The sequence below is a fragment of the Microbacterium sp. zg-YB36 genome (assembly GCF_024623575.2).
GTDB lineage: Bacteria > Actinomycetota > Actinomycetes > Actinomycetales > Microbacteriaceae > Microbacterium.
Genome location: NZ_JANJFD020000006.1, coordinates 1 through 21,528 on the forward strand (window position 1 = coordinate 1; position 21,528 = coordinate 21,528).

The 21,528-nt window shown below is 67.6% G+C and carries 21 protein-coding genes; 18 read left to right on the forward strand and 3 right to left on the reverse strand.

Going from position 1 to position 21,528, the window contains the following annotated elements; all coding sequences use genetic code 11:
• Nucleotides 1–121: 121 nt before the first annotated feature.
• Nucleotides 122–763 (forward strand): DUF305 domain-containing protein, encoded by a 642-nt coding sequence (locus NQ151_RS12245; RefSeq protein WP_257528249.1) that lies wholly within the window; start codon nt 122–124, stop codon nt 761–763.
• A 1-nt stretch (nt 764) separates the two neighbouring features.
• The gene (gene lepB, locus NQ151_RS12250) at nt 765–1,298 is read left to right on the forward strand and encodes a signal peptidase I (protein WP_257528250.1); all 534 of its coding nucleotides are present in this window, start codon (nt 765–767) and stop codon (nt 1,296–1,298) included.
• On the opposite strand, the gene NQ151_RS12255 is transcribed toward lepB, so the two are convergent.
• Together NQ151_RS12255 and NQ151_RS12260 are read right to left on the reverse strand one after the other, a co-directional pair.
• Nucleotides 1,274–2,074, reverse strand: coding sequence for an IclR family transcriptional regulator (locus NQ151_RS12255; RefSeq protein ID WP_257509141.1), 801 nt, complete (start codon nt 2,072–2,074; stop codon nt 1,274–1,276). The genes lepB and NQ151_RS12255 overlap by 25 nt on opposite strands.
• The gene (locus NQ151_RS12260; protein ID WP_257528251.1) at nt 2,071–3,549 is read right to left on the reverse strand and encodes an APC family permease; all 1,479 of its coding nucleotides are present in this window, start codon (nt 3,547–3,549) and stop codon (nt 2,071–2,073) included. The genes NQ151_RS12255 and NQ151_RS12260 overlap by 4 nt, the downstream gene beginning before the upstream one ends.
• 278 nt (nt 3,550–3,827) lie before the next feature.
• Here NQ151_RS12260 and coaA point away from each other — a divergent pair, with 278 nt between their 5' ends.
• Complete coding sequence (gene coaA, locus NQ151_RS12265) at nt 3,828–4,796, forward strand: type I pantothenate kinase (protein ID WP_257509143.1); 969 nt, start codon at nt 3,828–3,830, stop codon at nt 4,794–4,796.
• A gap of 39 nt (nt 4,797–4,835) precedes the next feature.
• Here the strand turns inward: coaA and NQ151_RS12270 are convergent, their stop codons facing one another.
• Nucleotides 4,836–5,441 (reverse strand): acyltransferase, encoded by a 606-nt coding sequence (locus NQ151_RS12270; protein WP_257528252.1) that lies wholly within the window; start codon nt 5,439–5,441, stop codon nt 4,836–4,838.
• A gap of 222 nt (nt 5,442–5,663) precedes the next feature.
• Between NQ151_RS12270 and NQ151_RS12275 the strand changes: the two genes are divergently transcribed.
• From NQ151_RS12275 to NQ151_RS12345, 15 genes are all read left to right on the forward strand, one after another.
• Complete coding sequence (locus NQ151_RS12275; RefSeq protein WP_257528253.1) at nt 5,664–5,882, forward strand: hypothetical protein; 219 nt, start codon at nt 5,664–5,666, stop codon at nt 5,880–5,882.
• 54 nt (nt 5,883–5,936) lie between these two features.
• Nucleotides 5,937–6,998 (forward strand): Gfo/Idh/MocA family protein, encoded by a 1,062-nt coding sequence (locus tag NQ151_RS12280; protein WP_257528254.1) that lies wholly within the window; start codon nt 5,937–5,939, stop codon nt 6,996–6,998.
• Nucleotides 6,995–7,990, forward strand: a complete 996-nt coding sequence (locus NQ151_RS12285; RefSeq protein WP_257528255.1) for an NAD-dependent epimerase/dehydratase family protein — start codon at nt 6,995–6,997, stop codon at nt 7,988–7,990. Before NQ151_RS12280 ends, NQ151_RS12285 begins: the two co-directional genes overlap by 4 nt.
• Nucleotides 7,990–9,135 (forward strand): DegT/DnrJ/EryC1/StrS family aminotransferase, encoded by a 1,146-nt coding sequence (locus NQ151_RS12290; RefSeq protein ID WP_257528256.1) that lies wholly within the window; start codon nt 7,990–7,992, stop codon nt 9,133–9,135. Before NQ151_RS12285 ends, NQ151_RS12290 begins: the two co-directional genes overlap by 1 nt.
• A 62-nt stretch (nt 9,136–9,197) precedes the next feature.
• Nucleotides 9,198–10,124, forward strand: coding sequence for a hypothetical protein (locus NQ151_RS12295; protein ID WP_257528257.1), 927 nt, complete (start codon nt 9,198–9,200; stop codon nt 10,122–10,124).
• A gap of 13 nt (nt 10,125–10,137) precedes the next feature.
• Nucleotides 10,138–11,064 (forward strand): methionyl-tRNA formyltransferase, encoded by a 927-nt coding sequence (locus NQ151_RS12300; RefSeq protein ID WP_257528258.1) that lies wholly within the window; start codon nt 10,138–10,140, stop codon nt 11,062–11,064.
• Between the two features lie 5 nt (nt 11,065–11,069).
• Nucleotides 11,070–12,248, forward strand: coding sequence for a DegT/DnrJ/EryC1/StrS family aminotransferase (locus tag NQ151_RS12305; RefSeq protein WP_257528259.1), 1,179 nt, complete (start codon nt 11,070–11,072; stop codon nt 12,246–12,248).
• Nucleotides 12,245–13,282: a glycosyltransferase family 2 protein gene (locus tag NQ151_RS12310; RefSeq protein ID WP_257528260.1), complete on the forward strand. Its 1,038-nt coding sequence runs from the start codon at nt 12,245–12,247 to the stop codon at nt 13,280–13,282. Before NQ151_RS12305 ends, NQ151_RS12310 begins: the two co-directional genes overlap by 4 nt.
• A 2-nt stretch (nt 13,283–13,284) precedes the next feature.
• Nucleotides 13,285–14,745, forward strand: a complete 1,461-nt coding sequence (locus NQ151_RS12315) for an oligosaccharide flippase family protein (protein ID WP_257528261.1) — start codon at nt 13,285–13,287, stop codon at nt 14,743–14,745.
• Between the two features lie 161 nt (nt 14,746–14,906).
• Nucleotides 14,907–15,914 (forward strand): glycosyltransferase family 2 protein, encoded by a 1,008-nt coding sequence (locus NQ151_RS12320; RefSeq protein WP_257528262.1) that lies wholly within the window; start codon nt 14,907–14,909, stop codon nt 15,912–15,914.
• A gap of 304 nt (nt 15,915–16,218) precedes the next feature.
• Entirely contained in the window at nt 16,219–17,160 is a 942-nt protein-coding gene (locus NQ151_RS12325; RefSeq protein ID WP_257528263.1) for a rhamnosyltransferase WsaF family glycosyltransferase, read from the forward strand.
• Entirely contained in the window at nt 17,157–18,476 is a 1,320-nt protein-coding gene (locus NQ151_RS12330; RefSeq protein ID WP_257528264.1) for a glycosyltransferase family 4 protein, read from the forward strand. Before NQ151_RS12325 ends, NQ151_RS12330 begins: the two co-directional genes overlap by 4 nt.
• Nucleotides 18,473–20,026: an acyl-CoA ligase (AMP-forming), exosortase A system-associated gene (locus tag NQ151_RS12335; RefSeq protein ID WP_257528265.1), complete on the forward strand. Its 1,554-nt coding sequence runs from the start codon at nt 18,473–18,475 to the stop codon at nt 20,024–20,026. The genes NQ151_RS12330 and NQ151_RS12335 overlap by 4 nt, the downstream gene beginning before the upstream one ends.
• The gene (locus NQ151_RS12340; protein WP_257528266.1) at nt 20,023–21,249 is read left to right on the forward strand and encodes a pyridoxal-dependent decarboxylase, exosortase A system-associated; all 1,227 of its coding nucleotides are present in this window, start codon (nt 20,023–20,025) and stop codon (nt 21,247–21,249) included. Before NQ151_RS12335 ends, NQ151_RS12340 begins: the two co-directional genes overlap by 4 nt.
• Nucleotides 21,250–21,266: 17 nt before the next feature.
• Entirely contained in the window at nt 21,267–21,524 is a 258-nt protein-coding gene (locus NQ151_RS12345; protein WP_257528267.1) for an acyl carrier protein, read from the forward strand.
• The last annotated feature ends 4 nt before the right edge of the window (nt 21,525–21,528 follow it).

Sequence of the window (21,528 nt, forward strand, 5' to 3'; positions counted from 1 at the left end):
GGCTGCGTTGCGGACCCCGCGGCGGCGCCACCCGCAGGCGGTGTCCGCCTCCTGACCCCCACGGCGGTCCGGCCCTCCGCGGGCCGGACCGCCACCTTCGTCTTCCCGCCGAGGAGCCTTCATGCGTCGACCGCTCGCCGCCGCCGTCTCGCTCGCGGTGCTGCTGCTGGGCGGTGCCGTCGCCGTCGGCGTGCAGCTGGTGCCCCCCAGCGCCGCGCAATCCGCCGGGGCTTCCGCCGCCGCGGGTGCGGCCCCGGCGTCCGGCTCCGTCGACGCGGCACCGCGGGACGACTCCGGCGACGACCTGCCGAACGAAGCCGACATGGCGTTCGCGGCGATGATGATCCCGCACCACCAGCAGGCGATCGACCTGTCCCGCATCCTCGCGGCGACCCCCGGCATTGACGAGACATCGACGGCGTTGGCCGCTTACATCGAGCGCGACCAGGCTGCCGAGATCGAGCAGATGCAGGGCTGGTTGGATGCCTGGCACGAGATCGGCGTCATGGACCACGGTCACACCGGCACGATGTCGGGCATGGCCACCGCGGAGCAGATCGCCGCCTTCGACGGGCAGGAAGGCGCCCCGGCGGAGAAGGCGTTCCTCGCGCTGATGATCGCCCACCACGAGGGCGCGATCCAGATGGCGCGCACCGCGATCGCCGGCGGCGATAACAGCTTCATCCGGGCGCTGTCCAAGCACATCGCTGCCGAGCAGCAACGCGAGATCGAGGCGATGACCGCGAGGCTGGGGCTGCTGTGACATGAAGGTGTGGCAGCAGGTGAGCATCGCCGGCATCGTGGCGGTGGTGCTTGGCGCCGCGCTCGCCGCAGGGTCGCACGTCACGGTCTTCCGCGTGGAGTCCGCGTCGATGGCACCCGCCGTGCCGGTCGGGGATGTCGTGGTGGCAGGCCGCACCGACGGCAGCACGCCGGCGCGCTCCGCCATCGTGGTGTTCACCGATCCGGGGGAGTGGGCCGGTCGCGTGGCCCGGCTCACCGGCACGGACGAGGTGTCGCCGACGTTCGTGAAGCGCGTGGTCGGGCTGCCGGGGGAGCGGGTGGTCTGCTGCGACGCCGCGGGACGGGTGACGGTCGACGGGGTGCCGCTGGACGAGCCCTATCTGGCCGACCCGGACGCGCTGGCCAGCATCCTCGCGTTCGACGTGACCGTCCCCGCCGATGCCGTGTTCGTGCTGGGCGACAACCGCGCGGCATCCATCGACTCCCGCTACCTCGGGACCGTGCCGGTGCCTGCGATCGTCGGCACCCTTCAGTTCACGCTCGACATCCCCTGAGCGAGGTCGCCGCTGCCGCCCCGTCCGGCGTCCTGTGCCGCCAGCACGAGCAGTGCGGCGCTGTCGCGCACGCGGGAAAGGTGACGGGCGGCGGCATCGAGGTCGCCGTCGGCCGTGGACAGCGCGACCCCGCCCACCAGCCGGCCGTCGCCGGAACGCACCGGCACGGCGATGCATGCACGGCCTTGGCCGTCGGGCTCGGCGTAGGCCGCGAAGTCGTGTTCGGTGACCTCCGCGGCGATGCGGCGGTGCTCGGCAGCAGTGATCCCTGACGACCGGGCGGTGCTGATCACCTCCGCGACGGCCTCGCGATCGGGGTGGGCGGTCAGCGGCGGGGCGAAGCCGGCCAGCAGCAGGCGTCCGATCGCGGTCGAGCCGAGCTGGCGCCGGGTGCGGTTCACCGACAGCAGCGGACGCATCGGGTCCTCGTCGACGACGACGACGCGGCCGCGCTGGTAGCGCACGAAATGCACGGCTTCGCCCGTCTGCATCCGCAGTTGCCCGATGATGTCGGGGGCGACGACGGGCTGTGTCGGGGCGACGAGGTGTGCCAGTTCGACCACGCGCACCCCCAGCAGGAATCCGTCGAGGGTCGGGTGGCGCAGCAGATACTCCTCGCTGACCAGGGCGTTGATCAGGCGGTAGGCGCTGGCCCGCGGCATGCCGAGGATGCGGGCGATGCCGTTCGCGGACAGCGAGGGACCGGCCCGGGCGACCTCTTCCAGCACCGCGAGTGCCTGTCCGACACCGCTGCGCAGACCCGATGGCCCGCTCACGGCCGCGGCAGCCCGTCGCCGGGCGTCGCCAGGGCGTCCGCCGCGACCGGAGTGTCGTAGGCGCCGGAGTGCGACGTCGACGTGCGGCCGGCACGGAACCGCACGACGTGGCCGAGCACCGCCATCGCGAGGACCACGGCGATGATCGCCAGCGCGGCGCGGTCGAGCCCGACCACCCCCATCACTTCGGTCACGGCGACGGCTCCCAGCGCGACGGTACCGACGATCGCCGGCCACGACTCCCGCAGGGTGAACTCGCCCACCCGCAGCAGATAGGGCACCGCGGCCGCGCACACCAGCAGGTAGGCGATGAGGAACCCCACCGGTGTGGCCAGTGCGATCGTGGCGTCCAGCAGTGAGCCGTGGCCGGCCCACGCCTGCAGGATGGTCCCGGTGGCGACCACGCCGCCGACGGTGAGCGCAGCGCGATGCGGCGTCGCGAAGCGTTGCGAGGTGCGGCCGAGCCAGGCCGGCAGGATCCCCTCGCGCGCCATCGTGAAGACGAGCCGGACGAGGGCGTTCGTGCAGGCGAGGGTGCAGACGAGCCAGGATGCCGCGATGACGGCGTCGATGAGCGTCGCCGTCCACGGTGCCGACTCGAGCACCGACGCGGGCACCAGCGCCGAGGTGCGCCCTGCGCTGCCGCTGGCCGCGGCTGACAGCTGGGCGCCGGTGCCGAACAGGTACACGATCGCGACGGCGACGGCCGTCCACACCAGGGCTCGGGGGACGCTGGCCAGTGGGCGCCGACTCTCGGGACCGAGTGTGGCGCCGCTTTCGAAGCCGACGAAGGACACCAGGGCGACCCCGATGCCGCCGGCCAGTGCCGATGGCGACGGCATCGCGCCGGGATCGGGCACCAACGGGGCGAGGTCCCACCCGGTGCCGGCAAAGACGACGGCCGTCACCGCCACGATCGCCGCCACCGCGACCGACTCGATCACGAGCATCACGCGCGTGGACGCGCGGGCGCCGCACACGATGACCACGACGATGATCGCCGTGCAACCGAGCGCAAGCAGGACGGTGGTCGCGGCATCCTCCCCGTTCCCTGCGGTGATGAGGCCGCCCAGTCGGCGCACGCCGCTGCGCAGCGTGTCGATGGCGACACTCGCGTACCCCAGGGCGATGGCGGCGCCGGCGGCGATCCCCACGATCGGGCCGAGGCCGCGGGCGACGAAGGTGTAGATGCCGCCCGCGGCCGAGATGCGCCGCGCGAACACCGACATCGTCAGCGCCACGAGCACCACCACCGCGGCAGTCAGCAAGAGCGCCACGAACGAGAACGAACCCAGGTGGCCGACCAGGCCGCCGGAGTGGGTGAGCAGCACGCCCGCCGGAGCCACGGCCGCCACCGATTGTGCGACGAGGTCGACTGTGCGGACCGACCCCCGGCGCAGCCCGTGCAGCGGCGACCGGGCCGACAGGCTCGCCGCCGGCTGCCGCCGGGAGATCGCGTCGCTCAGTGCGCTCATGTGCCCTCCCGGCGGGAGGCTACGCCCGCGGTGTTGCGTATCGCGCTCGCCGGTGTTTCCGGCGCGTGACTCGGTGTGAGCCGCCGAGGCCGGCCACCCGGTCGCGCCGCCCCGCCCCGCCGCGCCCCGCCCGGGCGGGGCGGGCCGGCCCCACCTGTGAGAAACCACTTTCCGGATCAGAAACCACGCGACGCGTGGTGTCTCGACCGAGAAGTGGTTTCTCACGCGGCGCGGGCGGCTGCGCGGATGCCGCGGTGCGCCCGGATACGATGGGCGCGATGGCCGAGACCACTGCTGTGAGCGAAGACGCTGCGCCCGAGCCCCTCGCGCGCGAGCTCTACCGCGAGATCGACCGTGCCGACTGGGCGCGCCTGGCGCGCGGCATGCCGAACCCGCTGTCCGAGACCGAGGTCGTGCAGCTGCGCGGCATCGGCGACCGGCTCGACATGGACGAGGTGCGGGAGGTGTACCTGCCGCTCAGCCGCCTGCTGTCGCTGTACGCCGAGAACACCAAGCGCCTCGGTGCCGAAGAGAGCGCGTTCCTGGGGGAGTCCGACACCACGACGCCCTTCGTCGTGGGAGTGGCCGGTTCCGTCGCGGTCGGCAAATCCACGATCGCGCGCCTGCTGCGGGAACTCATGAGTCGGTGGCCCGGCACCCCACGCGTCGAGCTGATCACCACCGACGGGTTCCTCTACCCCAATGCCGAACTCGAGCGCCGCGGCATCATGCACCGCAAGGGCTTCCCGGAGTCGTACGACCGCCGCGCGCTCGTGGCGTTCCTCACCGAGGTGAAAAGCGGTGCCGCCGAGGTGCGCGCGCCCTTCTATTCGCACATGCGGTATGACATCATCCCCGACGCGCACGTCACGGTGCGCCGTCCCGATGTCGTGATCGTCGAGGGGCTCAATGTGCTGCAGCCGCCGCCGTCACCCAACGACGTCGCCGTCAGCGACCTGTTCGACTTCTCTATCTACATCGATGCCGACGCCGACCACATCACGCAGTGGTTCGTCGACCGGTTCCTCGCCCTGCGGCGCGCGGCGTTCGCCAACCCGAACTCGTTCTTCAACCGGTTCGCCGACATCGCCGACGACGAGGCCGTCACCCGCGCCCTGGGGTTCTGGAACGACATCAACCTGCCGAACCTGCGGGAGAACGTCGAGCCGACCAAGCACCGCGGCACGCTGGTGCTGCACAAGGGTGCCGACCACGCCGTGGAGCGGGTGCTGCTGCGCAAGCTGTGAGTGGCGCGGGCGGGTGGATGCCGCAGCGCGCGGATGCCGCTACGCGAGCAGCCGCAGCGACTCGCCATCGGCGGTGTAGCGCTCGCCGGAATCAGGGCACACCCACTCGTCCCCGTCGGCCACGAGCGGCCGTCCCACTCGGCTGACCCAGCCGATCCGCCGGGCAGGCACCCCGGCGACCAGCGCATGCGCCGGCACGTCCTTCGTGACCACAGCGCCTGCCGCCACCAGCGCCCACGCGCCGATGGTCACCGGCGCGATGCACACCGACCGTGCTCCGATCGACGCGCCCTGTTCGACGGTCACCCCCACCGCGTTCCAGTCGTCGGCGTTCTTGAGTGACCCGTCGGGATTGGCCGCACGCGGGAATTCGTCGTTGGTGAAGACGACGGCGGGCCCGATGAAGACCCCGTCGCCGACGACCGCGGGCTCATACACCAGCGCGTAATTCTGCACTTTGCAGGCGTCGCCGAGCACGACGCCCGGGCCGATGTACGCGCCGCGGCCGATGTTGCAGTCGGCCCCCAGCCGGGCGCCCGCGCGGACCTGCGCCAGGTGCCACACCCGAGTGCGGGCTCCCAGCACCACACCTTCGTCGATGTCGGCAGACGGCTGCACGACGGGTGCGTCGGCGGTGGAGGTCATGGTGTTCCTCTCGGATGGGGCGGGATCGGCGGGCGCTGGCCGCGGAAAACCGTGCTCCGGATTGTATTGTGCGCGATCGACGGTTGTGGATACACTGCCCGCGGGGATACCGGTTGTGTCCGCGCCGGGGAGGCGCAGACACGACGTCGATGAGAATGCTCGTCGTCGTGCCGGGTTATGGCTTGCAGTGCTCGCTCGTGCTGCAGGCGACTGGGGAAGAGCATGGGGAATCTGGGGACCGCTGCGGCATTGCCGACGGCAGCCGCTGGGCGCGCGCAGCGGCTGGTCACGATGGTCGTGATCGCCGCGGCGCTCGGCGCCGCGCTGGTCGCGATGCAGCCGTCGCCGCGCGCCGAAGCGGCGAGCCCCTGCGGCGCCGACATCACCCCCCTCTCGGCGCACGACTACTGGGTCGACGTCACCTTCGTCGCATCCGGTTAGCGGCCGCAGCCGCGCAACTGGGGAACACACAATATTGGGGAATCTGGGGGAACCGTGACTGAACGGTTGAACGTCGCCGTCATCGGCGCCGGCTATTGGGGGCCGAACCTCGCGCGCAATTTCCGTGCGAGTGGGGACTGGAATCTGGTCGCCATCTGCGACCTCGATGAGGACCGGGCGCGCGGCGTCGCCGACAGCGTCGGGGGGGTGCCGATCACGTCGGACCTCGTCGAGCTGCTGCGGGATCCGATCGTGGACGCGGTCGCGATCGCGACCCCGGCGCGCACGCACCACGCGATCGTGTTGGCAGCGCTGGCGGCGGGCAAGCACGTGATGGTGGAAAAGCCGCTCGCCGACACGCGCGAGCGCGGTGCCGAGATGGTGCGCGTCGCCGAGGAGCGCGGCCTGGTTCTCATGGCCGATCACACCTACTGCTACACCCCCGCGGTGCTGAAGATCCGTGAGCTCGTGGCCGAGGGGGCTCTCGGCGACATCCTGTTCGTGGACAGCGTGCGCATCAACCTCGGACTCATCCAGCCCGACGTCGACGTCTTCTGGGACCTCGCCCCGCACGACCTGTCGATCATGGACTTCGTGCTGCCCGGCGGGCTCGCCGCGACATCGGTCTCCGCCCACGGCTCGGACCCGCTACGCACCGGAAGGTCGTGCGTCGGCTACCTCGCGATGCCGCTGGAATGCGGCGCCATGGCGCACGTGCACGTCAACTGGCTAAGCCCGACCAAGATCCGCCAGATGGTGATCGGAGGCACGAAGCGCACGCTGGTCTGGGACGATCTGAACCCGCAGCAGCGACTGAGCGTCTACGACCGCGGCGTCGACATCGACGCCGTCTCGAAAGTCACTTCGGCAGACACCCGCGCAGCGAACATCTCCTACCGGCTCGGCGACACCTGGGCGCCGGCGCTGCCCGAACGCGAAGCGCTCGGCGGGGTCGTCTCCGAACTGGCCGCCGCGATCCGTGAGGGTCGCCCCGCCCGCACCAGCGGGAACGCGGGCTTGCGGGTGCTGTCGGTGCTCGAAGCGGCCACATCCAGCCTTGCCGCAGCCGGCGCGCCCCGGCCCATCGTGACCGATCTTGAGGAGGTGGCGGCATGACCCGTCTGGAAGGAACCCGTGTTCTGGTCACCGGTGGTGCCGGAACAATCGGCTCGACTCTCGTGGACGAACTGCTGGCAGCCGACGTCGCACACGTCGACGTGCTCGACAACCTCGTGCGAGGGCGGCTGGCGAACCTGGACGACGCCCTCGCCACCGGTCGGGTGAGCCTCATCGAGGGGGACATCCGCGACGCACGTCTGGTCGACGACCTCACTGCCGACAAGGACGTCGTCTTCCACCAGGCGGCGATCCGCATCACGCAGTGCGCGGAGGAACCCCGCCTGGCGCTGGAGGTGCTCGTCGACGGTACGTTCAACGTCGTCGAATCGGCGGCGCGGCACCGCGTGAAGAAACTGATCGCGGCATCCAGCGCCTCGGTGTACGGGATGGCGGAGACCTTCCCGACCGACGAACGTCACCACCACGAGAACAACGACACCCTCTATGGGGCGGCGAAGACGTTCAACGAGGGCCTCGTCCGCAGCTTCCGAGCGATGCAGGGGCTGGACTACGTGCTGCTGCGCTACTTCAACGTGTACGGCCCGCGCATGGATGTCCACGGCCTGTACACCGAGGTGCTCGTGCGCTGGATGGAGCGCATCGCCGACGGCCGGCCGCCGCTCATCTTCGGCGACGGGGCGCAGACGATGGACTTCGTGTGCGTGCCCGACATCGCGCGGGCGAACGTGCTGGCCGCGCAGAGCGACATCGTCGAAGGCACCTACAACATCGCCAGCGGCACCGAGACGAGCCTGCTCGGGCTCGCCCAGGCGCTGCTGCGGGTGATGGGAGCCGAGGGACTCGGCATCGAGCATGGGCCGGAGCGCGCCGTCAACGGCGTCGTCCGGCGTCTCGCCGACACCACCGCCGCCCGACGCGACCTCGGCTTCGAGGCCAGCATCGGCGTCGAGGAGGGACTGCGGCTGCTCGTGGACTGGTGGGCGCCGTTGCGTGAGGAGATCTCAGCAGGACGGGTGGTGACGGTCTGATGCGCGAACGCATCAACGTCATGGTGCCGTGGCTCGGCCAGGAAGAGGCCGACGCCGTCGCCGAAGTGATCGCTAGCGGCTGGGTGGCGCAGGGGCCACGGGTTGCGCAGTTCGAGAAGGAATTCGCCGAAGCCGTGGGCGTGCCCTATGCGGTGGCGACGACCAGCTGCACTACCGCGCTGCACCTCGCCCTGATCGTCGCCGGCATCGGACCCGGTGACGATGTCGTGCTTCCGTCGTTCTCGTTCATCGCGACGACGAACGCCGTGCGGTACGTGGGCGCCAATCCCATTTTCGCGGACGTCGATCCGATCACCGGAAACGTCAGTGGTGAGACGGTTCGGCTGGCGATCACGTCGGCGACCAAAGCGGTCATCGTTGTGGACCAGGGTGGAGTCCCCGTCGATCTCGACGACGTGCGGGAGGCGACCGACCCGCTCGGGATCATCGTGATCGAGGATGCCGCTTGTGCTGCCGGTTCCACCTATAAAGGGCGTCCCGTGGGCGCCGGCGCCGAGATCGCGGCGTGGTCGTTCCACCCACGCAAGCTCCTGACCACCGGCGAGGGGGGCATGATCACCACGACCCGCGGGGACTGGGCCAAGCGTGCCCGGCGGCTGCGCGAGCACGCGATGAGCGTCTCGGCAGCAGACCGTCACGACTCGGTGCTGCCGCCGGCGGAGGAGTACACCGAGGTCGGCTACAACTTCCGCATGACCGACATGCAGGCGGCAGTCGGGCTCGTGCAGCTGCGGCGATTGCCGCACATCGTCCGTCGACGTCGTGAGCTGGCGACGCACTACCGCACCGCGCTGCGCGAGATCCCGGGCCTGCGTGCCGTCGCAGATCCGGAGTACGGGACGGGCAACGTGCAATCCTTCTGGGTCGAGGTGCTCGACGAGTATCCGACGGACCGGGACGGCCTGCTCGTCGCGCTCGCCGAAGCCGATATCTCCGCTCGGCGCGGCATCATGGCCGCACATCGCCAGGTCCCGTACCGCAATCTGGTTCCGCCCGGCGGCCTCCCGGTGACCGAACGCCTCACCGACCGCACGCTGATCCTGCCGCTGTTTCACACCCTGAGTGCCGCGGATCAGGAACGCGTGATCTCGGTGCTGCGCGCGCCCGTCGGGATCCCCGCATGAGCATGCCTCCCGGTTTTAGCACCGCCCGACTCGCTCGACTCGTCACGGAGAGCGTGGCACGGATGTCGCTGGACCTGTCCGGTGCTCACGTTCTGACCGAGGCGGCCACGGGGGCGTATGCAGTGACACCGGTGCTCGCTGCGCTCGCCGGGGCTGAAGTGCGCTCGGTCGCAAAATCCTCACGGCACGGCACGAGCGACGAGGCAGCTCATGGGACACTCCGCCTCGCGGAGGCGCTCGGGGTGGCTGGGCGCATCTCGATCCGCACCGAACGCCAGCCCGCGGACTTCGCCTGGGCAGACGTGACCACGAACAGCGGACACCTGCGGCCGATCACCGGCGACTGCGCGGACGCTATGCGACCTGCGTCCGCGCTCAGCCTGATGTTCGAGACCTGGGAGATTCAGGCCGGTCGCATCGACGTCGACCTGGATGGTCTGGTTCGGCGCGGCGTCCGGGTTGCGGGTACCAATGAGCGCCATCCGCACATCGATGTGTTCTCCTATCTCGGCCTGATGGCGGTCGTACAGCTCGCAGACGCAGGGATCCCTGCCTACGGCTCGCGGATCGGAGTGCTCTGCGACAACCCGTTCCTGCCCTATCTCGTGTCGGGGCTTCAGGCCGCCGGTGCCACTGTGGATAGCAGCGGAGATGTAGAGAAGCTGTTGGCGACCAGCCCGGCCGCGATCCTTGTCGCGCGCACGCCCAACGCAGGCTCGGTGCTCACGGCGCAAGAGCAAGCCCTCATCTCGGCGGGTGCGGCCGATATCGTCCTCGTGCGGTATTGGGGCGACTTCGAGCCTGAGGGTGTCGCGGCGTGGCCAAAAGCACGACCGGCCATCGGACATATGGCCGTCTTGCCGTCGCGTGTCGGCCCCGACGCGGTGGTTCGGCTTCAGGCCGGGGGGCTCAAGGTGGGCGAGCTGCTCTTGCGAGAGCCATCGTCGCTGACCCTCGCGGAGCGGGAGTACATCGATGAGCTCGCCTAGCCTGCCGCGCGTCGTGCTCATCGGCGATGGGCCGACGGGGGAGTCCGCGTTCCGCGGGCTGGTCGAGAACTTCCCGGTGGTCGGTGTAGTGCGCAACGTCGGACCGACCGACGCCGGCGCCGATCCGGTTCTTGCCCTGGCCCGTGCCAACGGTTGCGAAACGGCGAGCGCAGCACACGTCGGGGAACTCGAACCGTTCCTCGAGCGCGTCGGGGCTGACCTTGTGGTGATGTCGTCCTATTCGCGGATCGTGCAGCGATCTGCACTCGAGGGTCGGCCGTACGTCAATGTGCACTACTCGCCGCTTCCCGCGTATCGGGGGCGGGCCAACGTCAACTGGGCGATCATCAACGGCGAGGACGAAGCGGCGATCACTGTTCACAGCGTCGTACCCGGGTTGGACGCCGGGCCGGTGCTCGCGCAGCGGCGAGTGCCGATCGGGCCCCGCGATACCGTGACCCACGTCTATGCGCAGCTGAACGCGCTGCAGGAGACCATGCTCGCGGGGGCGGTGCATCGCCGATGGCGGGGCGAACTGGGCGACGCGCAGGACGAGACCGCTGCGACCTATTGCTGCGGCAGAAACCCGGAGGACGGGCTGATCGATTGGTCGCAGAGCACCGTGAGCATCGATCGCCTGATCCGTGCCCTGACCGACCCGTTCCCCGGCGCCTTCAGCTATCTGGGCCGCACGCGGATTGGGATCGATTGGGCGGCGCCTGTGGTTGATCCTCCGCGGTTCGTCGGCCGGATCCCGGGCCGGGTGGTCAATGTCTCCCGATCCGAGGGGTCCGTCGATGTCCTCACCGGCGATGGCATCCTGCGCATCGACACCGTTCGCGTCGGCGGCGAGTCCGCCAGGGCGAGCGATGTCATCCGCACAGTCCGGGCAACGCTCGGGCTCTCCCACCTCACGCTTCTCGCTCTCAACGAAGGATGACAGCCATGACGACAGCAGATCTGTGGACGGCTGCGAGCGCTCGGCCCCGCCGAGCGGCCGAGATAACCGCCGCCGTGCCGTTCATCGACCTCGCCGCGCAGCAGGCGGAAGTCGCCGCGGAGGTGCTGCCGGTCTGGCAGGCGCAGCTCGAGTCCGCGTCGTTCGTCGGCGGGCCTGAGGTCGCGGCGTTCGAGCGGGAGTACGCCGACTACATCGGTGTGCGACACGTCGTCGGGGTGTCCAACGGTACGGATGCGCTCGAGCTGGCATACCGAGCCATCGGCATCCAGCCGGGCGATGAGATCATCATGCCGGCGAACACGTTCATCGCCACGGCCGAGGCGGCGTCGCGCATCGGCGCGGTTCCGGTGTTCGTCGACGTCGACGACGACTACCTGCTCATCGACCCGGATGCCGTCGAAGCGGCGATCACGTCGTGCACCCGGGCGATCGCGCCGGTGCATCTGTTCGGGCAGACGGCCCCGATGGGGCTGATCACGGCCCTCGCACGCCGACACGACCTGGCAGTGATCGAGGATGCCGCGCAGTCGCAGGGCGCGTCGGGCCCGTCCGGCCGGGCCGGTGCGCTCGGACACGTCGCGGCGACGAGCTTCTACCCCGGCAAGAACTTGGGCGCCGCCGGTGACGCCGGCGCCGTGATGACCGACGATGACGGCATCGCCGCGCTCGTCCGTAATCTCGGTGCTCACGGTAGCTCGGTGAAGTACGTGCACGACCACATCGGGGTCAACGCCAGACTGGATGCCGTGCAGGCCACCATGCTGCGGGCGAAGCTGCGCAGGCTCGAGGACTGGAACGCCGCCCGACGCGCGGCCGCGGAGCGCTACGCAGGTTTGCTGGGAGCACTCGACGGACTGCGACTTCCCTCGGTGAGGCCGGGCAACACCGATGTCTGGCACCTGTACGTCGTGCGCGTCGACGACCGTGACCGTGTCCTGGCGGACCTCGGCGCTGCGGGCATCGGCACCGGCATCCACTACCCGACACCGGTGCACCTGACCGAGGCGTATGCGCATCTGGGCGGACGCCGAGGTCAGTTCCCGGTCGCAGAGGCTGCCGCCGACCGCATCCTCTCGTTGCCGATGTTCCCGCATCTGACGGCGCAGCAGCAGTCCGGCGTTGCTGGCGCGGTGCACCACGCGATAACGCGGAGGTCATCATGAGATTCCAGCGTCCTCGTCCGCTCTCGCGACGCCCGCGTGTGTCCGTTGTCGTGCCTCACTACAACTACGGGCCGTTCCTTGCCGACGCTGTCGAATCCGCCTTGGCGCAGCCCGGGATAGATGTCCACGTGATCATCGTCGACGACGCGTCCACAGACGGGAGTGCCTCCGTCGCCCGGGAACTCGCCCAACGGTTCGCGCGCGTGACGCTCGTCGAGCATGAGCACAATCTGCGCCACATCCGGACCTACAACGACGGGCTGTCGCGTGCGACGGGCGAGTATCTGGTCCTGCTCTCGGCCGATGATGTGCTTGCCCCGGGCTCACTGTCGCGTTCGGTTGCGCTGCTCGAATCGAATCCAAGCGTCGGACTCGTGTATGGCAGGATCGCCGCGTTCGAGGACGCGATGCCGGAGTTCGGCTCCGTGCCGCAGTGGTGGCAAATCTGGGACGGTGAGCAATGGCTTGCGCATATCTGTCGCCGCGGTCGGAACATGATCGCCAATCCCGAAGTCGTCATGCGGGCGTCTGTGTACGCCGACATTGGTGGTTACGACCAGGAACTACCGCACGCCGCGGACATGCTCATGTGGCTGCAGGCAGCGGCGCGGTCGGACGTGGGATTCGTCGGGGGGCCGCGCCAAGCGTATTACCGGATTCATGGCGAGAACATGCACACTACCCAGTTCACCGGCGTGCTGGACGACATGGAGCAGGTACGTGACGTGTTCCTCCGCTTCTTCGCTGGGGAAGGATCGTCCGTGAAAGACGGCCAATGCATGCGGGTGCGCGCCCTGGCCTCAGTTGCGCGTGAGGCCCTGCTGCGGGCGGCTCTCTTGGGCGCTGAGGGGGCACCCGACAGCACCGTCGTCGCACTTCGAGAATTCGCGAGCGCGACTTCGCCCGATGTGCTCGGTTCTCCAACGTGGACGTGGGCGTCATCGCCGGGTCGTTGGCCTGCCAGCGCAATTCGGGCTGCGGAACATGCACGATGGAAGATTCGTTCCCGTCGCACGGATCTGGTCGGACTGTGACCATGTCGGAGACCACGAAACCACACCGCGCGACGCTCCGTGCCCAGGCGACACGCGCGGCAGCGTGGAGTGGCCTGTCCACAATCGTGCTGCGATTGAGCGGTCTAGTCGTCGGTATTGTCCTTGCCCGCCTCCTCGCCCCGGAGCAGTTCGGGGTGTTCGCGATCGCCCTGGCCGTACAGGGCGTTCTGATGGCCGTCGCCGATCTGGGTCTGTCTGCGCAGCTCATCCGGGCCGACGAACCCGACAGATTTGCTCCGACGGTCGCAACGCTGGGTCTCGTGAGCGGGGGTGCGCTCGCGTTCATCTGCATCCTTGGCAGCGGAGTCCTCGCCGATCTGTTGGGCGGGCCGGATGCCGCTCCTGCCATCGCCGTACTTGGGGTGACCCTCCTATTGGGTGGCCTTGGTGTGGTCCCCTACGCGATGCTGCTCCGCCGATTCCAACAGCGAGAACTGTTCGTGATCGCCGTGGCGGACTTCCTCGTGTCTACCGTCGTGACGCTCGGTCTAGTGGTCGCCGGCTTTGGGGTGATGGGCCTGGCCATCGGGCGCGTGTCGGCGCAGGTCGTTGCTACGACTCTCCAGTTCGCCCTCGCGCGGGTCGCACCGAGATTCGCGTGGGACCGGCGGGTCCTTAGGCCGGTTCTCGTTTTCAGTCTTCCGATCGCGGCGGCGAACCTACTCTCGTGGGTGCTGATCAACGTAGATAACATCGTTCTCGCCCGCGTTGCCGGGGTGGTCGCATTGGGATATTACGTGCTGGCTTTTAACATCTCGAGTTGGCCGATGACTGCACTGGCGCAGGTCGTCCGCGCGATCTCGCTCCCCTACTTCGCGCGCGCGAGCAACGGCCCGGGCGCACTTGAATCGGTCACCGCGATCGCGTGGGCCGGTGCACTCCCGGCCGGAGCGCTGCTCGCGGTCCTGAGCGCCCCGCTCATCGAGGTGCTATACGGTGCACGATGGCTGCCCGCAGCGCCCGTCCTGGCAGCACTCGGGGTGTACGGCAGTCTCCGGGTGGTCTTCGACGTCTTCGCGGGTTATCTCTATGCCAGGGGCCGCTCGCGGCCGGTCCTTTGGATTCAAATCATCTCGCTCGTGGTCCTAGTCGCGGCGATGCTCTATGCGACGTCCGCCTATGGAATCGTCGGTGCGGGGTGGGCGCACGTTGCGGTCGCCGTGCTCGTGATTTTTCCTGCGTACATCGTCGTGCTTTTGCGGTCCGGGATCAGCGTGGGCGGAATCTTGCGCGGAGCGTGGTGGCCGACGGTTGCGGTGCTACCTGCGGTCGCCGGGGCTATAGCCGCCGTGCTCCTCATCGATGACGCGCTCGTCGCACTGCTGGTAGGCGGAGCCTGGGCGTCGATCGCGTACGTGGTACTGATGCTGCCCTGGCTCCGGCGTCGGCTCGCATTAGTTCGCCCAGAGAGATCGGTGCCTTCAGGGGAGCTGATGAAATGAAACCTGGACGTCGTGTTCTCGAGGCGCGGTGGCGCGCCTACGAAGAAGAGCGCGCGCTCGACGGCCGCATACTGCGCGTGCTCAGCGCATTGAGTCCGGCACGTGTGAAGCGGCTCTCAGCGCGTGGGGCCGTTCCACTCGCTCCGTCAAGCGCTGCGTCGGTGACCGTGGTGATTCCCTGCTTCAACTATGGCCGCTTCTTACCAGACGCGGTGAAGAGTGCCTTGGCGCAGCCGAGTGTCGACGTCGAGATCATCATCGTCGATGACTGCTCCACCGACGACAGCAGAGAGGTCGCCGAGCGCCTCGCGCGCGAGCATCCCGAAGTGAGGCTCGTCGCCAATACTTCCAACTCCGGTCACGTGCGGTCCTTCAACGCAGGGTGGCAAGTCTCGCGAGGGGAGTTCGTCGTCAAACTCGATGCGGACGACCTCCTGACACCGGGGGCGCTGGGCCGTGCGGTGTCGCTCTTTCAGGCGCACTCGTCGGTCGGCATCGTCTACGGGCACCCGCGACACTTTGCGGGTGCGGAGCCGCCCGTTGCCAGGCAGGCAGCCGTGCGTTGGATTGTCTGGTCCGGGCGGGACTGGCTGGCCGAACGTTGCCGGCTTGGGGTCAGCGCGATCACTAACCCAGAGATGGTGCTCCGCTCCCGCGTGCTCCGAGAGCTCGGCCCCATGGACCCGGAGGTCCCCTACGCGCCGGACATGGAGATTTCGCTGAGGGTGGCGAGTGCGCACGACGTTGGCTACATCGGCGGCGCCGATCAGGCGCTGCATCGTGAGCATGCCGCGAGCATGAGCGAGACGGCTGGTGCCGGCGCTCTCGTCGACCTTCGCGCGCGTCTGGCTGCGTTCGAGGCCGCGCTGCGGTATTCCACGGTAAATGGCGCGCCTGCGCTCCTCGCGTCCGCGCGCAGAGCACTCAGCCGGGATGCGGTCCGATTCGCCGCAGCGAGGGCTGACTGTGCTGAATCCCGGTCCGAAGTCACCGCGTTGCTCGCATTCGCTACCGATATCTACCCCGCCTCTACGATGTGGCGTTCCGTGCGGAGGCTTGGACGCGAGGGGAAGGCTCCCGCGCGGTCACTTCGCCGCGCATGGGGACGCGCCTCCCGCAAGTTACGTCATGAGCGGTACTACGTCCGCTGGGTGGTGACCGGACTTTGAGCGACCGGAATCGGAAGACGATGGGACGGCGGTCATGACACGGTGGCGGGGACTAGCGTCCAAAGCCCTGCGCGCACAACGCGTGGGGCTGACAGGGCTCGCTCAGCGGCTGGCGCAGCGCGCATATACCGCCACGGGGGCGGCTGAGCTGTCATTCAACCTGCGGTTGGATGACATCCTCAGCGAGGTGCCGGCATCCTTGCCCCTTCCGGTCATTCGCCCTGCGAAGGGAACGCCCGTCTCCATTGGATGGCTGATGACCCCCCCCGCGCCGGGGTCAGGTGGGCACACGACGCTCTTCCGGATGATCGAGGCGCTGGAAGCACGCGGGCACCGATGCGCCGTGTACATCTACGACAAGCACGGTGTGGACACGGCCGAGCTGACAACACGAATTCGACGGCACTGGCCGTCGGTGACGAGCGAGGTACGCGACGTCACTGCCGGCATAAGCGGAGTGGATGCCATTATGGCAACGTCGTGGGAGTCGGCCCACCTCGTGGTGAAGTACGGGCGCGAACCTGTCCGCCGGATGTACTTCATTCAAGACTATGAGCCGTATTTCTACGGCTATGGCGCAGAGTACGAGCTTGCAGCGATGACCTATCGGTTGCCTTTTCGCCGGATCGCGCTCGGTGAGATGCTCGACGGCATGCTGCGGGAGGCGACGGGGTTATCCAGCGACGTGGTGCCCTTCGGCTGCGACTCTGAGGTGTATCGATCGCCGGCAGAGGGCGGGGTTCGGGCGGGCGTGGTGTTCTACTGCCGTCCGGACTTCCCTCGCCGCGGATACCATCTGGCGGCTGTCGCCTTGCGCGAATTCCATCGATTGCATCCGGAGCAGCAGATCCATGTATACGGAGCAGCACCGCGTGGCCTTGAGATCCCGCACGTCTTCCATGGTCGGCTGACGACCGCCGAACTCAACGCGCTGTACGGGAGAACAATCGCGGGATTGGCGTTGTCGTTCACAAATATCACACTCGTCGCCGAGGAGATGCTCGCCGCGGGTAACATCCCCGTCGTCAACGAAATGGCGCTCGCTCGCCTTGTGCTCCCGAACCCGCATGTGCGATGGGTGGAACCCACCGGCAGCGCTCTGGCTCAGGCCTTGTCTGGTCTTGTCACTGCGCGAGACATCGACGCCGTCGCCGGCGCTGCGGCCGATTCCGTGGTGGGTCGGTCCTGGCAACCCACTCACGATGCCGTCGTCCGCGTCGTGGAAGAAGAGGTGTATGGAGCATGAACCAGCCCCACGTCCTGATCATCGTGCAGAATCTACCGGTGCCACTCGATCGCAGAGTATGGCTCGAATGCCAGGCGCTCATCGCGCGCGGATATCACGTGAGTGTTATCTGCCCGAAGGGTCCGGGGGACCCGACACGCCAGCGCGTCGAGGGCGTGGAACTCTTCAAGTATTCGCCTGCGCCCGAGGCCGGAGGACTGCTTGGATACGTATGGGAGTTCTCCTATAGCTGGTTGCGCACGGCCTGGCTGTCCCTCGCCGTCTGGCGTCGCCGTCGCTTTCACGTTCTACAAGCCTGCAATCCACCCGACACTTACTGGCTACTTGCGCTCTTTTGGCGAGTTCGTGGAGTTGCATTCGTCTTCGACCATCACGACCTGAATCCGGAGCTGTTCATCTCGCGCTTTGGGCAACCACAGGGTTCGTTCAAGCGTCTCGAATATGCGGGCCTCCGCTGGCTTGAGCGTCGGACGATGCGGTCCGCGGACCGCATCATCTCCACGAATGAGTCGTACAAGGCCATCGCGGTCAGCCGTGGCGGTCGCAGGCCGGGTCATGTCACCGTCGTGCGCAGCGGACCGGACACGGCGGAGATGCGACCCATCTACCCGTCGCACCCACGGCCCGAAGGCACGCTAGAACTGGTGTACCTCGGCATCATGGGACCACAGGACGGCGTCGATCAGGTACTCCTCGTCATGGCGGAGCTCGTCCATCGCCGTGGCAGGAGCAACGTGACGGCCACGCTACTCGGGTTCGGCGACTGTCTGGAGGACCTCAGGAAGTTGTCGGCGCAACTTGACCTGGACGACCATGTCACCTTCACCGGGAGGGTCGACCGGGTCGCCATCGCCGAATACCTGAGTAGGGCTGACATCGGACTTTGCCCCGATTTGAAGACGCCACTTAACGACGTCTCCACCATGAACAAGACCATGGAGTACATGTCGTACGGCCTGCCAGCAGTTTCGTTCGATCTCGTTGAAACCCGGGTGTCGGGCGGCGACACGGTCCTCTACACCGACTCCGGCGACGTCCTCGCATTTGCTGACAACGTCGAACGCCTCCTTGACGATGTCCTCCTACGCGTCGACCTTGGACGGAAGGCGCGTGAGCGTGTCTCGAGCGAACTTGACTGGCGTCCTCAGGCAGAGGCATTTGTGGGCGTATTCGACGAGGTTTCGGGTTACTCCCGCCCGGGCCCGGCGGTACCCCGCGCGGTGTGTCTCGATCGGGACGCGCAGGGACGGCGGTACGTCGACCTTGACGACTCAGAGGAGTTCACGCGCTACCTTGCAGAGAGGCGAGACCGATGATTCGAACCAATTTCCATCACCTGCTCTCCAGCGCTGCGGCCGCGATGCCGGACTTTCCGGCGCTCACCTACAAAGGCGAGACTGTAACGTACGCGGAGGCATGGCAGCGCGCGGAAGGCGCCACCGCCCGCCTCATGGCGCTGGGAATCGGTCAGGGGGACCGCGTTGCGATCTACCTCGAGAAACGCATCGAGACGGTCATTGCGATGGTCGCTGTGTCTGCCGCGGGCGGGATATTCGTTCCGATCAACCATGTCCTAAAGGCGCCGCAAGTCGAGCACATCCTGGTCGATAGCGGTGCCCGCATGCTCGTCACGTCGGCCGACCGGTTGTCGCAACTGTCTGAAGCCCTCGCGGCGTCTGTGATCGAGGACGTGATAGTCGTCGGCGGGGCGCCACCACATCTGCGGCAGGTCGCCGTGCACCGATGGCAGGAAGATGCAGCGGTAGCCACACCGATCACAGCCGCAATCGATGTCGACCCCGCAGCGATCCTCTACACGTCCGGCAGCACGGGGAGGCCGAAGGGCGTTGTCTTGAGCCATCGTAACCTCGTTGCGGGAGCCGAGAGTGTCAGCACGTATCTCGACCACACCTCGGAGGACGTCATCTTGAGCGTGCTTCCATTGAGCTTCGACGCTGGACTGAGCCAGGTCACGACGGCCTTCGTGGTCGGTGCGCACTGCATTCTGATCAACTATCTGCTCCCTCGAGATGTGGTCAATGCGTGCGGACGGCATGCGGTCACCGCGTTAACCTGTGTGCCCCCGTTGTGGATGCAGCTCACGGAGGCGTCATGGCCCCCTGCGGTTGCTGAGAGGTTGCGGTACATCGCAAACACCGGTGGTCGCCTGCCGCGGGTCACGCTCGATAAACTGCGCGGAATTTTCGCGAACGCGGCACCCTTCCTCATGTACGGCTTGACGGAGGCGTTTCGATCGACCTATCTCGACCCGGCCGAGATAGACCGTCGGCCGGAGTCCATCGGGAAGGCGATCCCGAACGCCGAGATCTTGGTACTCCGCCCCGACGGCTCGACCTGCAGTCCCGGTGAGGAGGGCGAGCTTGTCCATCGGGGAGCGCTGGTCGCGCTCGGATACTGGGGCGACCCCGTGCGGAGCGCTGAACGCTTCCGCCCGTTCCAGCGGGCCGGCCAATCCTGGCGTACCACTGAGTTGGTCGTCTGGTCGGGCGATACGGTGATCGCCGATGCTGACGGTTTCTTATACTTCGTTGGCCGTGCAGACGAGATGATCAAGACGTCCGGCTATCGCGTCAGCCCGACAGAGATCGAGGAGGCTGCCTACAGCACCGGACTCGTACGGGATGCCGTCGCGCTCGGCGTCCCCGATCCCGCACTCGGCCAGCGGATCGTGCTCGTCGCGGCCGCTGTCCACGCAGACGTCGACGCGTCCGAGATCGCAGCGGCGCTCAGACAGCGGCTGCCGCTCTACATGGTTCCGGTTCACATTGACCTACGCGACGAGCTCCATCGGTCGCCCAACGGAAAACTCGATCGCAGTCTGATCAAACTGGAGGTGTCGAGGTGAAGCCATCCGATCACATGCAGCCGTTCGGGACTGTGGACGGTGAGCTGCGCGTGGGCGGGATTCCTCTATCGCGTCTGGCCGCTCGCGTGGGTTCCACGCCGTTCTTCGCCTACGATCGCGCAGTTCTGGATGCGCGGGTCGCCACTCTGCGTGCGATGCTCCCAAAACAGATCGAGTTGAGCTTCGCGATGAAGGCGAACCCCATGCCCGCAATGGTGCAATATCTCGCGCGCCGCTTGGAGAGGATCGATGTCGCCTCCGGCCCCGAGATGCTCACCGCGCTGAACACCGAGATTCGGCCCTCCCGCGTGAGTTTCGCTGGTCCCGGTAAGACAGCGGCGGAGATTCGTCAGGCGGTTGCCGCGGGGGTAATCATCGAGATGGAATCGATCACCGAGTTCGAGCGAGTGATCACAGCCGGCGATTCCCTGGGGGTGACACCGACGGTGGCGTTGCGCGTCAACCCCGACTTTGCCGTGAAGGGGTCGGGGATGCGGATGGGGGGTGGCTCGCAGCAATTCGGGATAGACGCCGAGGAAGTTCCGGCCGTGCTGCGAGAATACGCCTCGGCGGGTGTTGAGATGCTCGGCTTCCATGTCTTCGCCGGGTCGCAGAACCTCAGCGCCGGGGTTATCGCCGAAGCCCAGCGGCGCACGGTGGATCTGGTGACCGATCTTGCGGCGCACCTGACCACCGAACTTCGCTATCTCAACCTCGGCGGCGGCTTCGGTATCCCATATACGGATCGAGACCAACCACTCGACCTCGCGCTCGTCGCCGGGAACCTCCAAGAGCTCGTAGAGGGTCCGATCGCTGAGCGGTTTCCGCGGGCAAGCCCAGTCATCGAACTCGGCCGTTATCTCGTCGGGGAATGCGGCGTTTACGTGACGAAGGTGATTGATCGAAAGGCATCGCGTGGGACCACGTTCCTCATCGTGGACGGCGGTATGCATCATCAACTGGCGGCGTCAGGCAACTTCGGCCAGGCGATTCGTCGCAACTATCCGCTCATCCTTGGCACAAAGGCTGACTCGCCCCCGACAGAGACCGTCACGGTAGTTGGCTGCCTGTGCACGCCGCTGGATCTTCTTGGCGATCATGTCGACATGCCGCCTGCGAGCGTGGATGATCTTGTCGTCATCTTCCAAGCCGGCGCCTACGGCCTCACGGCGAGCCCGACCGCCTTCCTTGGCCATCCCGCACCCGCAGAAGTTTTCGTCTGAAAGAGCAAGGAGTAGCAATGACCGACACAATGGAAGCTGTCCGTGAGGTGCTCATCGATTCCCTCGAGCTGAAACAGTCGCCTATGGACCTGACCCCGGCAACCGAGCTGTTCGGCGCACTTCCTGAACTGGATTCCTTCGGGGTGGTCACGCTCGTCGGTGCGCTCGAGGATCGATTCGACATCACGATCGACGACGATGAGTTCGGGGCCGATCTCTTCGAAACTGTCGGGTCGCTCACCGAGTACGTCGACGCCAAGCGCGGCGCCGCCTGACACC